This window comes from Streptomyces lanatus (assembly GCF_014655715.1).
Lineage (GTDB): Bacteria > Actinomycetota > Actinomycetes > Streptomycetales > Streptomycetaceae > Streptomyces > Streptomyces lanatus.
The window spans coordinates 648814-661349 of record NZ_BNBM01000001.1; the positions used below are offsets into that span (position 1 = coordinate 648814).

At 71.6% G+C, this 12536-nt stretch carries 9 protein-coding genes; 3 read left to right on the plus strand and 6 right to left on the minus strand.

Going from position 1 to position 12536, the window contains the following annotated elements; all coding sequences use genetic code 11:
- Positions 1-113 precede the first annotated feature (113 nt).
- The 5 genes from IE325_RS02875 to IE325_RS02895 all read right to left on the minus strand — a co-directional run bounded on the left by IE325_RS02875 (position 114) and on the right by IE325_RS02895 (position 6271).
- Entirely contained in the window at positions 114-1673 is a 1560-nt protein-coding gene (locus tag IE325_RS02875) for a PucR family transcriptional regulator (RefSeq protein ID WP_190068025.1), read from the minus strand.
- Positions 1674-1709: 36 nt separating this feature from the next.
- Complete coding sequence (locus IE325_RS02880) at positions 1710-2993, minus strand: aspartate aminotransferase family protein (protein ID WP_190068026.1); 1284 nt, start codon at positions 2991-2993, stop codon at positions 1710-1712.
- Positions 2990-3832 (minus strand): nitrilase-related carbon-nitrogen hydrolase, encoded by an 843-nt coding sequence (locus tag IE325_RS02885; RefSeq protein WP_190068027.1) that lies wholly within the window; start codon positions 3830-3832, stop codon positions 2990-2992. The genes IE325_RS02880 and IE325_RS02885 overlap by 4 nt, the downstream gene beginning before the upstream one ends.
- 506 nt (positions 3833-4338) lie before the next feature.
- Complete coding sequence (locus IE325_RS02890; RefSeq protein ID WP_190068028.1) at positions 4339-5880, minus strand: hypothetical protein; 1542 nt, start codon at positions 5878-5880, stop codon at positions 4339-4341.
- A gap of 130 nt (positions 5881-6010) precedes the next feature.
- Complete coding sequence (locus IE325_RS02895) at positions 6011-6271, minus strand: helix-turn-helix domain-containing protein (RefSeq protein ID WP_190068029.1); 261 nt, start codon at positions 6269-6271, stop codon at positions 6011-6013.
- A gap of 87 nt (positions 6272-6358) precedes the next feature.
- Here IE325_RS02895 and map point away from each other — a divergent pair, with 87 nt between their 5' ends.
- Together map and IE325_RS02905 are read left to right on the plus strand one after the other, a co-directional pair.
- Positions 6359-7126, plus strand: a complete 768-nt coding sequence (gene map, locus IE325_RS02900; RefSeq protein ID WP_190068030.1) for a type I methionyl aminopeptidase — start codon at positions 6359-6361, stop codon at positions 7124-7126.
- A gap of 168 nt (positions 7127-7294) precedes the next feature.
- The gene (locus IE325_RS02905) at positions 7295-9850 is read left to right on the plus strand and encodes an ATP-dependent Clp protease ATP-binding subunit (protein ID WP_190068031.1); all 2556 of its coding nucleotides are present in this window, start codon (positions 7295-7297) and stop codon (positions 9848-9850) included.
- A gap of 4 nt (positions 9851-9854) precedes the next feature.
- On the opposite strand, the gene ggt is transcribed toward IE325_RS02905, so the two are convergent.
- Positions 9855-11645 (minus strand): gamma-glutamyltransferase, encoded by a 1791-nt coding sequence (ggt, locus tag IE325_RS02910; protein ID WP_190068032.1) that lies wholly within the window; start codon positions 11643-11645, stop codon positions 9855-9857.
- A gap of 118 nt (positions 11646-11763) precedes the next feature.
- Here ggt and IE325_RS02915 point away from each other — a divergent pair, with 118 nt between their 5' ends.
- Entirely contained in the window at positions 11764-12528 is a 765-nt protein-coding gene (locus IE325_RS02915; RefSeq protein WP_190068033.1) for a hypothetical protein, read from the plus strand.
- Positions 12529-12536 lie beyond the last annotated feature (8 nt).

Below are 12536 nucleotides of genomic sequence, written 5' to 3' on the forward strand. Positions count from 1 at the left end.
CGGGGCGGCGGTTTGAGTTGCACGGTGTCACGTCTGGGCGCCTGTGGCGTGCCACGGTGTCACGCTCTCCTGATCCCATGTTTCACCGCCGTTTTCCCAGGTCGTGGCAGGTTTCAGCGCTGTTGCGCGTCATGCGCGAGGAGTGCGATGTGCATGGATGCGGCCTGTTCGAAGTCGTCGAGGTCGACGCCGAGCCGTGTCTGTATCGCCTCCAGGCGGCGGTAGAGCGCGGGCCGCGAGACATGGTGTAGCTGGGCGGTGCGGGACTTGTTGCGGCCGGTGGCGAGATAGGTCCGCAGGACGCTCAGCATGTCCTCATCGGACGTGCAGAGCAGCCCGTCCAACTCCCGCTCCGCGAACGACTGGACGTACGGGTCGTCGCGCAACAGCCGGATCAGTCCGCGCAGATGGACATCCTTGAGGCGGACGACGGCGGGGAGGTCGAGGGCGTCCCGGGAGTCGGCCACGGCGTCGGCGACGTGCTGGGCCTCGCGCAGCCCGGTGGGCACGTCGTCCCAGGCGGTACGGGGGTCGGCGGCGGCCACGACGGTGCGGGCGGCCTCCGAGTGCACCCGGGCCGCGAAGTTCGCCGTCAGCACCGGGGCGTCCTGGTCCCGGGCGAGGCTGAGCAGCACGGCCACGGCCCCGTCGGCCAGCTCGGCGACCAGGCCGGAGAGCCCCACCATCCGCAGGACGCGGTCGAGTTGGTCGGGTTCGACGTCCCGCACGACCATCGGCACGAACGTCCGCCGATTGACGGGCAGCCCGGCCGCCCGCGCCCGCGGCAGCAGCTGGCGTGCCGGTACGACCCCGCTGACGAGATCGGTGAGCAGGCTCTGCGCGGACTGCTCCTCCCAGGTGTGCGCGGAGTTCCCGCCGAGCATGCGATGCAGGACGAGGGCCTCGGCGGCCCGGTCGGCGAGCAGCCGCCCCGTGGCCGTGTCCCCCCGATGCCCGCACAGCACGATCTGCCCCCACCGCTCCCCGCGCCCACCCAACTCGGCGCGGATCCATCCATCCCCCTCGCTGCCGCCGGCCTGCCGGGCGATGCGCTCCCAGTCGCGCAGCACGTCGTCCACCGCCGGCCGCTCCCCCGCCGTGGCGAGGACGCGGTGGGCGAGGTTGGTGACGACGACGGGGCAGGCGGCGTGCGAGGCGACTTCGTCGAGCAGGCTCTGCAGCGGGGCACCGGCGGTGATGAGCGCGGTCAGGGCCGTCCGTACGGATTCCGAGAGGCTGACGGCGGCGTACTTGCGCCGTACCAGCCTGGACTGGACCTCCTCGGTCAGTTCGGCGAAGGGGAAGGGCCGGTGCAGGACGACCATGGGCAGCCCGCAGCGCTCGGCGGCGCGACGCATCACGTCGGGCGGCGCCGGGAACGCCCGCCCCAGACCCAGTACGACGGCCGCCGCCTCCGCCCGGTGCAGGGACCGGATGTACTCGGCCTGCTTGTCCTCGTCCCCCGCGAGCAGCACGCCGGTGGTGAGGACCATCTCGCCGCCGGTGAGCATCACCCCGACGTCCGGTGCCTCGGCGACATGCACCCAGCGCACCGGCCGGTCGAGCTGACCGGCACCGGCCACCACCTCGGGCTCCCCGGCCAGCACCCGCTCCAGGGTGAGGACCTGCCGGACGGAGAGCGCGGGTTCCAGGGGCTCCGGGGTGGTGGTCATGGCGACGTTCCCTTACTGACTGTGCTGATGCGGCGGCTAGATGCTCCTCAGAGCGTTCTCGAGGATCGCGGCGCCCTCCTCGGCCTCCGCGACGGTCAGGGACAGGGGCGGGGCGATCCGCAGGGACGTGGTGTTGTGGCCGCCGCCCTTGCCGATGAGCAGTCCGCCCTCGCGGGCCGCCTCCAGCACCGCGGAAGCGGCGGCGGGGTCGGCCTCGTCGGTTCCGGGCCTGGTCAGCTCGATGCCCAGCATCAGGCCCCGGCCGCGCACCTCCCGGACGTGCGGCACCTGCGCGGCGACGGCCCGCAGCCGCTCCAGGAGCAGTCCGCCGACCCGTCGGGCGTTGCCCTGGAGGTCGTGCTCCAGCAGATACGACAGATTGGCGAGGCCGGCGGCCATGGTGATCTGAGTGCCGCCGAAGGTCGAAATGCTGTTGGCGTCAAGGCAGTTCATGATGTCGGCGCGGGCGACGACGCCGCCGATGGACATGCCGTTGCCGATGCCCTTGGCGAAGGTCAGCATGTCGGGCGGCCCGGACTGCCCGTGCGCCTGCCAGCCCCAGAAGTGGTCGCCGGTACGCCCCCAGCCGGTCTGCACCTCGTCGGCGATCCAGAGAATGCCGCGCTCGGCGAGAACATCGCGGAAAGCGGCGTACAGCCCGTCGGGCGGCGAGGTGAAGCCACCGACGCCCTGGATGGGCTCGGCGATGAGGGCGGCGGGCGGCCGGGTGTGCCCGAGGAGGTCTTTCAGATCCTCCACGCAGGCGGCGATGAAGTCGTCGTCGGAGAGATGGGCGTAGGGCCCACGGGTCCGCACCCCACCGTGAACGTATAGGGCCTGCAACGGCGACAGCGAAGTCGGAGACCATCCCCGATTGCCGGTGATGCCGACGGCGCTGAAGGAGCGGCCGTGGTAGCTGTTGCGCATCGCGAGGATCGAGTTGCTCTGCTTGTATGTCGTCGCGAGCAGGAGGGCCGTGTCGTTGGCCTCGGTGCCGGAGGTGGTGAAGAAGACACGGGCGTCAGGGATGCCGCTCAACCGGGCGACGCGTTCGGCGAGTTCGACCATGGGCCGGTTGAGGTAAAGGGTCGAGGAGTGGAGGATCCGCCCGGCCTGCTCGCTCACCGCCTTGGTGATCTCGGGCAGCGCGTGCGCGGTCATCGTGGTGAGGATGCCTCCGAAGAAGTCGAGGTACCGGTTGCCCTCGGCATCCCACACATGACGCCCCTCGCCGTGGGTGATCTCCAGCGGCTCCTCGTAGTACAGGGCGAGCCAGTCCGGCATGACGGCTCGGTGGCGTCCCATCAGGTCCTTGGTCACGGCTGCACCAGTCCTTCATAGGCGTCGGGGCGGCGGTCGCGGTAGAAGGCCCACTGCTGCCGCACCTCGTCGATCAGGTCGAAGTCGAGGTCACGTACGACGAGCTCCTCGCTCTTGTCGCTGGCGATCTCCCCGACAACCTGCCCACGCGGGTCGACGAAATAGCTCGTCCCGTAGAAGTCGTTGTCGCCGTACGGCTCTTGCCCCACCCGGTTGATCGCGGCCACGAAGTACTCGTTGGCGACGGCCGCCGCGGGCTGCTCCAGCTGCCAGAGATAGGAGGACAGACCGCGGGACGTCGCGGACGGGTTGTACACCAACTGGGCCCCGTTGAGCCCGAGTTGCCGCCAGCCCTCCGGGAAGTGGCGGTCGTAGCAGATGTAGACGCCGACTTTGCCTACGGCGGTCTCGAACACCGGCCAGCCCACATTGCCCGGCTTGAAGTAGTACTTCTCCCAGAACCCCTTGACCTGCGGGATGTGGTGCTTGCGGTACTTGCCGAGGAAGGTGCCGTCGGAGTCGATGACGGCGGCGGTGTTGTAGTAGAAGCCGGACTGCTCGACCTCGAAGACCGGCACGACGACGACCATGCCGGTCTCGCGGGCCAGCTCCTGCATACGGCGCGTAGTGGGCCCGTCGGGGACCGGCTCGGCCCACCGGTAGTGCTCCGGCTCCTGGACCTGACAGAAGTAGGGAGCGTTGAAGACCTCCTGGAACCCGATGATCTTCGCACCCTGCCGGGCCGCCTCCCGGGCATGCTCCTCGTGTTTCGCCACCATGGACTCGGTGTCGCCGGTCCAGGTGGCCTGGACCAGAGCGGCGCGTACGACGTTGGCCATGAGCTGCTCCTTCGACGGGACGTCAGAGCCTCTACGCCCGTAGAGGGGGGCCGTAGAGGCTCGAAAGTAAGCCCCTGGGACAGCCTTGCCAAGACCATCGCCGTTAACCCGCTGAGTCGATCAGGTTTCACCCTCCTGTGGGTGATGGATGGGGCCGGTGGGAGGGGTGGGGTGGGTGGTGCGGTTTGCTGGAGGGGGGCGGGGGCTCCGACCTGTGGAGCGTGGGATGTGTCCTCGGGTGGTTTCCGGCGGGGGGCGAGCTGATGGGTGGGGCCGGTGAGCCGGGGGGCTCATACGGGATCGACTCACACGGCGAAGCCTCCGACCCGCGGAGCGTGGGACATGTCCCCGGGCAGCCTCCAGCAAGGGCGGGGAGCCGATGGACGGGGTCGGTGAGCCCGGGGGGGGCGGCTCCTACGGGATCCGCTCACACGGCGAAGCCTCCGACCCTCACAGCACGGGACACGCCCACGGGCAGCTTCCAGCAAGAGCGGCGAACCGACAGGTCACGCCGTGAAGCCCGCGACCCTCAGGGCGTGCACCAGGTCCCACTGACGCTCGTCGGAGACGCCCTGGGCGGCCTCCAGCAGGAGCGGTACGAGTGTTCTCGGGTTGGTCTCGACGCTGCGGGCTGCCTCCTCCGGGGTGCGCACGCGGACGTACGCGTCGAGCAGCGCGCGGACCTCGCGCCGGCGCCCCTCGCCGGCCAGCCCCAGCACGGCCCTTCCGATCTCGGGCGCGGGCCGCAGCACGCCCTGTCGCAGGATCTGCTCGCCGTCCTCGGCCCGCCCCGCCGCGGTCAGCGCGTCGGCGGCGGCCACCAGCCGCTCGGCCGGCAGCGAGGCGGCCTCCCACAGCAGGGTCGCCCAGTCCGCGCCGAGCCCGGCCTGCTGCATCTCGGCGGCGAGCAGCGGCAGGCGTACGGCGGGCCAGTGCGCGGCCTCGACGAGCAGCACGTGCGCCTCACCGCTACGCCCCTCGCCCCGCAGCCGCACCAGCGCCTCCACGATCCCGCCGACCTCCCGCCGGTCCGCCGGGTCCAACGCCTGCGTCTGCGGCTCCACCGGGGTCACGGCCACCTCCTCCGCAGCGGCCCCCGCGAACCGGGCACCGCGCGGGGTACGGCCGGTGGTGGCGGCGGGCTGAGCGGGGAGGGTCGGCAGGACGGGCTCGGCGGTCGGCGGTACGACGACGGGGGCGACGGTCTCCTCCTCGACCATCCCGGCGAAGCGGGCACCGCCTCGGCGGCGTTTGCGCTGCTTGGGGGCGGGCGGGTCCTGCGCGTCCGGGCGGCCCGGCACCCCGGCCACACCTTCGGCGACGTACGGACCGGCAGGCCGTACCTGATCCGGACCGAGCGCCTCGGTCCGATCCCCGGGCACCCCGACGACACCTTCCACGACATACGAACCAGCAGCCCGCACCTGATCCGAACCGAGCCCCCCGGTCACCCCGTCACCGCGAGCCCAACCCTCAACGAACCCATCCCCCTGAAGGCCCCCACCCCCGAACCACCCGGCCCCCGAACCATCACCTCCACCCCTGCGCTCCAAGTCCCCCATCCGCCCCCGGAGTTCCCCACACCGCGCAGTAGCCCGTTCATGGTCGTCGCGAGCCCAGGCAAGGTCGATACGGATGGCGTCGGCCTGTTCACGGGTGGCGGCCGAGGCGAGCAAGCGGCTCAGTTCCGCCTGCCGTTCGGCGGCATAGCGCTGTTCGCGGAGCATGACGTCGAGGCGGTCGCCGAGGGCGTCGTGCCCGCCGGGTCGGGCGTCGTACGCGGCGAGGGCGGCGGTGTGCAGGACGCGGGCGCGTTCCGTCTCGGGGGCGGGGCCGCCGGGGCCGTACTGGGCGGCGAGGTCGTGGAGGAGGGACTCCAGCACATCCCAGGGCGGGACTTCACTTCCGGACAGACAGGCCCGCATGCCCTCCGGGTCGCGCTGCCAGAACACCCCGCACCAGCCGCCGCCCTGGTCCAGGCGCGCCAAGAGGCCGTCCAGGTAGTTCACGAACTCCCGCACCTGAGCCGGGAGTTGATCCACTGACATCCCAACTCCCGCCAGACCGGAACACTCCGGTCCGTCAGGCAACACCAACCGTGTTACGGACGTGCTACGGGAAGTTTTCCGACTGAACGCAGAGTGCGCCGCAGCTGTCGGAACGTGACGTGCGCCCCGCTCAGGCGGCCGCTTCGACCACCGGCGCGCACTGCCCGATCAGCTCGTCCATCGACAGCCCGAGGGCCGCCGCCAGCGCGGCCACCGTGAAGAAGGCCGGCGTCGGGGCCCGCCCGGTCTCGATCTTGCGCAACGTCTCCGCGGAGATCCCGGCGTTCGCCGCGACCTCCGCCATGCTGCGGCCGCCGCGGGCCTCACGCAGCAGCCGACCGAGCCGCTCGCCGCGTTCGCGCTCTTCGGGAGTGAGAGGGGTGCGCACCATGACGCCCATTCTAATACCGCCCCCGGCCACCACCCCGACGGCCGACCCAACCGCCGACCCCATTCAAATACCGGTATAGTAATTGGCATGGTGGAACTGAAGACGGACAAGTCGATCGACGAGATGTATGTGACCGGACAGGTCGTCGGCCAGGCCCTCACGGCCGTGCAGAAGGCCGCTGACGTGGGGGTTTCCCTGCTGGAGCTGGACGAGGTGGCACGCGAGGTGCTGCGCGCCGCGGGGGCGACGTCGCCCTTCCTCGGCTATCGGCCCTCCTTCGCCCCCACCCCCTTCCCCGCCGTCATCTGCGCCTCGGTGAACGACGCGATCGTGCACGGCATCCCGACCGGCTACCGCCTGCGCGACGGCGATCTCGTCTCCATCGACTGCGGTGCCGAACTGGGCGGCTGGGCCGGCGACTCGGCGATCAGCTTCACCGTGGGCCGGGCCCGCCAGGAGGACGTACGGCTGATCGAGACCGCGGAACGGGCGCTCGCGGCCGGCATCGAGGCGGCCGTGGTCGGCAACCGCATCGGCGACATCGCCCACGCCATCGGCTCGGTGTGCCGGTCGGCGGGGTACGGCGTCCCGGACGGGTTCGGCGGCCACGGCATCGGCCGCAAGATGCACGAGGACCCGGGGGTGCCGAACGAGGGCCGCCCGGGCCGGGGCATGCCGCTGCGGCGCGGCATGGTGCTGGCCATCGAGCCGATGCTCATCGCGAGCGGCAAGGACGGCTACCACGCGGCCCCGGACGGCTGGACCCTGTGCACCAACGACGGCTCGCGCGCCGCGCACGCGGAGCACACGGTCGCGATCACGGACGCGGGGCCGCGCATCCTGACGGCGCGCTGACCGGCACCGGCCGCCGCTGTTCCCTGAAGGTGCCCGCCGCCATCGTTCGTGCGAAGGTGTTCTACGAACGCGGCCAGGTGTAACCGGCTTCCGCCCGGGTTACCCGACTCCGGCACGTCGATCAGCGAGGGCGACCCTGCCCGCGCAGGGACGCCGGATGGGAACGCCATGACCAGCGGCTTCAATGGTGGCCCGGAGGGCTACGACCCCTTCGGAGAGTTCCTCGCCCGCTTCTTCGGCGGACCGCGCCCCGGCCCCAGGCAGATCGACATCGGCCGGCTGCTCAGTCAGCCGGCCCGGGAGCTGGTGCGCGGCGCCGCGCAGTACGCCGCCGAGCACGGCAGCCGTGACCTCGACACCCAGCATCTGCTGCGCGCCGCGCTGTCCGCCGAGCCGACCCGGAGCCTGCTCACCCGGGCCGGCGCCGATCCGGACTCGCTCGCGACGGAGATCGACGAGCGCTCGGGCCCGACCCAGCACCCGCCGGGCGAGGGCCCGCCGCCGACCTCACTGTCCCTGACCCCGGCAGCCAAGCGCGCCCTGCTGGACGCGCACGACCTGGCCCGGGCGCGCGGCGCCGGTTACATCGGCCCGGAGCATGTGCTCAGCGCGCTGGCCGCGAACCCCGACTCGGCGGCCGGGCACATCCTGAACGCGGCCCGGTTCGCCCCCTCCGGCATGCCGCCCGAGGCACCGGACGCCGCACAGCCCCGCCCCGGCGTCGACCAGCGGCCACGTGTCGACACCGGTACGCCCACCCTCGACAAGTACGGCCGCGACCTCACCGACCTCGCCCGCCAGGGCCGTATCGACCCGGTGATCGGCCGGGACGAGGAGATCGAGCAGACCGTCGAGGTGCTGTCCCGGCGCGGCAAGAACAACCCGGTGCTGATCGGTGACGCGGGCGTGGGCAAGACGGCGATCGTGGAGGGCCTGGCCCAGCGGATCGCCGACGGCGACGTACCGGATGTGCTCAGCGGCCGCCGGGTGGTCGCGCTGGACCTGACGGGAGTCGTCGCCGGCACCCGATTCCGGGGGGACTTCGAGGAGCGGCTCACCAACATCGTGGAGGAGATCCGGGCGAACTCCGACCGACTGGTCGTCTTCATCGACGAGTTGCACACCGTCGTGGGCGCCGGAGGCGGCGGCGAGGGCGGCTCCATGGACGCCGGGAACATCCTCAAGCCCGCGCTGGCCCGCGGCGAACTGCACGTCGTCGGCGCGACCACGCTGGAGGAGTACCGGCGGATCGAGAAGGACGCGGCGCTCTCCCGCCGCTTCCAGCCGATCCTGGTCCCCGAGCCGACCACCACCGACGCCATCGAGATCCTGCGCGGCCTGCGCGACCGCTACGAGGCCCACCACCAGGTCCGCTACAGCGACGAGGCGCTGGTGGCCGCCGTGGAGCTGTCCGACCGGTATCTCACCGACCGACGGCTGCCGGACAAGGCGATCGACCTGATCGACCAGGCGGGCGCCCGGGTGCGGCTGCGTGCGCGGACCAAGGGCACGGACGTACGGGCCATGGAGCGCGAGGTCGAGCAGCTGACCCGGGACAAGGACCAGGCCGTCGCCGACGAGCAGTACGAGCAGGCGACCCAACTGCGGGACCGTATCGGCGAGTTGAAGAAGCGCATCGTGGACGTCTCCGGCGACGAGGAGGTCGACGAGGGCATCGACCTGGAGGTCACCGCCGAGGCCATCGCGGAGGTCGTGTCCCGGCAGACCGGCATCCCGGTGAGCAGTCTCACCGAGGAGGAGAAGGACCGGCTGCTCGGCCTGGAGGAGCATCTGCACGAGCGGGTCGTCGGACAGGACGAGGCTGTGCGCGTCGTATCCGATGCCGTGCTGCGCTCACGGGCCGGGCTCGCGAGCCCCGACCGGCCTATCGGCAGCTTCCTCTTCCTCGGCCCGACCGGCGTCGGCAAGACCGAACTGGCGCGGGCCCTGGCCGAGTCGCTGTTCGGCAGCGAGGAGCGCATGGTCCGCCTGGACATGAGCGAGTACCAGGAACGGCACACCGTCAGCCGGCTGATCGGCGCCCCGCCCGGATATGTGGGTCACGAGGAGGCGGGCCAGCTCACTGAGGTGGTGCGGCGGCACCCGTACTCGCTGCTGCTGCTCGACGAGATCGAGAAGGCGCACCCGGATGTCTTCAACATCCTGCTCCAGGTGCTGGACGACGGCCGGCTGACCGACTCCCAGGGCCGCACGGTGGACTTCACCAACGCGGTCATCGTGATGACCAGCAACCTCGGCTCGGAGGCGATCGGCCGGGGCGGGGCGGGGATCGGGTTCGGCTCGGGTGATGAGACGGCCGAGGAGGAGGCGCGCAGCGAGCGGATCCTGCGGCCGCTGCGGCAGCAGTTCCGGCCCGAGTTCCTCAACCGCATCGACGAGATCGTCGTCTTCCGCCGGCTGACCCCCGAGCAGCTTCAGCGGATCACCAACCTGCTGCTGGACAAGACCCGCCGGCTGCTGCACGCCCAGGGCGTCGCGGTCGAGTTCACGGATGCGGCCGTCGACTGGCTCTCCGAGCGCGGCTACCAGCCGGAGTACGGCGCCCGGCCGCTGCGCCGCACCATCCAGAAGGAGGTCGACAACCAGCTGTCCCGGCTGCTCCTGGACGGCCGGATCGGCGAGGGCGGCCGGGTCACGGTGGATGTGGCGGACGGGCAGCTGGCCTTCCGCACGGAAGACCTGCCGCCCGCCCCCGAGCTCTGAGCCGCTACGGCGCCGGCCGCACCACCATCGCCGAGCCGCCGCCCCGCCGTGCCGTCTCCGCCGCGGCGAGCCACTTGCCGTCCGGCAGCCGCTGCACGCCGGTGGCCGCACCGATCTCGGGGTTGGCCCTGAAGCCGTGCCCGATGTCCTCCAGCTGAGCCCTGAGCGGGCTGTCGTAGAGGCCCGGTTCGAGTTCCGTGGTGGCCGCGTTGCGCTGGCTGGCGCGCGGTGCGGCGATCGCGTCGACCAGCGGCAGACCCCGGTCGAGGAAGCCGGTCAGGGTCTGGAGGACGGTGGTGATGATGGTGGCCCCGCCGGGCGAACCGAGCGCCACGACGGGCTTGTCGTGCCGGTCCAGGACGATCGTCGGCGACATGGACGAACGCGGGCGCTTGCCCGGGCCCGGCAGGTTCGGGTCGTGGACGGCCGGGCTCGCCGGAGCGAAGGAGAAGTCCGTCAGCTCGTTGTTGAGCAGGAAGCCCCGGCCCGGGACGGTGATGCCGCTGCCGCCGGTCTGCTCGATGGTGAGGGTGTACGAGACGACGTTGCCCCACTTGTCGGCCGCGGTGAGATGGGTGGTGCTGTCGCCCTCGTAGGTGGTCGGGGCAGCCGTGCCGCGCGCGTCGCAGGACGCCGGGTCACGGGGGTCGCCCGGCGCCACCGGGCTCGTCAGCACCGCGTCGTCCTTGATCAGGCACGCCCGCGAGTCGGCGTACCGCTGCGACAGCAGTTCCTTCGTGGGTACGTCCTCGAAGGCGGGGTCGCCGACCCAGCGCCCGCGGTCCGCGAACGCGATGCGGCTGGCCTCGATGTAGCGGTGCAGGTACTGGACCTCGCTCGCCTTCGAAAGGTCCGTGTTCTCAAGGATGTTGAGGGCCTCGCCGACGGTCGTGCCGCCGGAGGAGGAGGGTGCCATGGAGTAGACGCCGAGACCGTGGTACGAGGTCCTGGTGGGCGCCTGTGACTTGACGCGGTAGGCGGACAGGTCCTTGGCGGTCAGGTCGCCGGGGCGGGCCTTCCAACCCGAACTCGGGTCCACGGGCGGCTTGTTGACCGTGTCGACGATGTCGTCGGCGAGATCGCCCCGGTAGAGCGCCCCGGCACCCTTGCGCGCCAGCTCGGCGTAGGTGCGGGCGAGGTCGGGGTTCTTGAAGGTGGAGCCGACGACAGGGAGGGCGCCGTTCGGCAGGAACAGCTTGGCGGTGTCCGGGAAGTAGCGGAACCGGGTCTCGTTGGCGGCGGTCTGCGCGCGGAAGGTGTCGTCGACGGTGAAGCCGTCCCGGGCGAGGCGCTCGGCGGGCTTCAGCACCGACCCGAGGCTCCTGCTGCCCCACTTGTCCAGGGCCTGCTCCCAGGTGGCGGGCGTGCCGGGGGTGCCGACGCTGAGGCCGCTGCTGACGGCCTCGGCGAACGGGATCGCGGTGCCGTTCTCCGTGAACAGGCCCGAGTCGGCGCTCAGCGGCGCGGTCTCGCGGCCGTCGAGGGTGCGCACGCTACGGGACTTGGCGTCGTAGTAGACGAAGTAGCCGCCTCCGCCGACGCCGGCGGAGTAGGGCTCGGTGACGCCGAGCGCGGCGGCCGTGGCGACGGCGGCGTCGACGGCGTTGCCGCCCTTGCGCAGGACCTCGATGCCGGCCGCGGAGGCGTCCGCGTCGACGCTGGAGACGGCGCCGCCGTGGCCGACGGCGACGGGAACCTTCTCGACGGGGCCGGTGCCGGGCGGTGCCGCTCCCACGGACACCACAGCGGCCGAGATCGCCAGGACCGACAGTTTCCGCGCGACAGGGCGACGCATCCGCACCTCCAGTCAGGGACCGTTCGCGCAGCCTATGCGATCGACATGCCCGCGTCAGCCCTGCCTCGTCGGCTCGCGTCGAACACGGGTTTGCGTGGGCCCGCTAGCATGCGCGCCCATGAATGACGACGTGCGCAACATCGTCCTGGGCCTGGTCGCGGCCGGCATCAGTGCCGGGCTGGGCTGGCTCGCCCGTACCTATCTGTGGAACCGGAAGCTCCGCCGCAAGCAGGCGTTCCTGGGGCTGCCGCAGAACTCCGAGTCCCTGCTCGTCGTCAATCGCGACCCGGCCACCTCCGAGCCCGCGGTCCACCGGTTCGACGTGTACGCCCTGCTGGAGCTCGCCGCGCTGATCAAGGACTGCGGGGCGCATGTGCAGATGGTGACCCAGGACAACGTCCAGCAGAGCTTCGGTGAACGCACCGAGTTCTGCGTCGGCGGCCCCGCCTCCAACCGCCGCATGCTGGCCCATATGGCGGCGATGCTGCCCGGGGTGCGCGTCAACATCGACCCGGAACCGGGCCCGGACCGGGGCGCCTTCCAGATCGGCAGCGAGCGGTACCGCCTGGAGGCCGGTGTCACGGAGTACGTCCTGCTGGCCCGCCTCACCGCGGGTGAACGGCGTGAGGCGCGGCCGGTGTTCCTGTTCTGCGGACAGCGCGCCATCACCAACCAGGCCGCGACCCGCTATCTCGCCCGCCACCACGAGCGGCTGGCCCGCAAGCACGGGGACAAGACCTTCGTACTGCTCCTGAAGGTCGTCAACTCGCAGGCGTACGGCCCGGACGTGGTGGAGCTGGTCGCGGATGTCACGCGGGCCTCGCAGGCCCCGCCACCTGCCACGGAGGCCGTTCCCGCACGCAACTCACACCGTGCCTCCTGAGGTCCGTC

What these genes read in the sequence shown, in the direction of transcription:
- IE325_RS02875 (WP_190068025.1), bottom strand. Translation starts at nt 1,673, where the DNA reads ATGACCACCACCCCGGAGCCCCTGGAACCCGCGCTCTCCGTCCGGCAG.
- IE325_RS02885 (WP_190068027.1), bottom strand. Translation starts at nt 3,832, where the DNA reads ATGGCCAACGTCGTACGCGCCGCTCTGGTCCAGGCCACCTGGACCGGC.
- IE325_RS02890 (WP_190068028.1), bottom strand. Translation starts at nt 5,880, where the DNA reads ATGTCAGTGGATCAACTCCCGGCTCAGGTGCGGGAGTTCGTGAACTAC.
- IE325_RS02895 (WP_190068029.1), bottom strand. Translation starts at nt 6,271, where the DNA reads ATGGTGCGCACCCCTCTCACTCCCGAAGAGCGCGAACGCGGCGAGCGG.
- map (WP_190068030.1), top strand. Translation starts at nt 6,359, where the DNA reads ATGGTGGAACTGAAGACGGACAAGTCGATCGACGAGATGTATGTGACC.
- IE325_RS02905 (WP_190068031.1), top strand. Translation starts at nt 7,295, where the DNA reads ATGACCAGCGGCTTCAATGGTGGCCCGGAGGGCTACGACCCCTTCGGA.
- ggt (WP_190068032.1), bottom strand. Translation starts at nt 11,645, where the DNA reads ATGCGTCGCCCTGTCGCGCGGAAACTGTCGGTCCTGGCGATCTCGGCC.
- IE325_RS02915 (WP_190068033.1), top strand. Translation starts at nt 11,764, where the DNA reads ATGAATGACGACGTGCGCAACATCGTCCTGGGCCTGGTCGCGGCCGGC.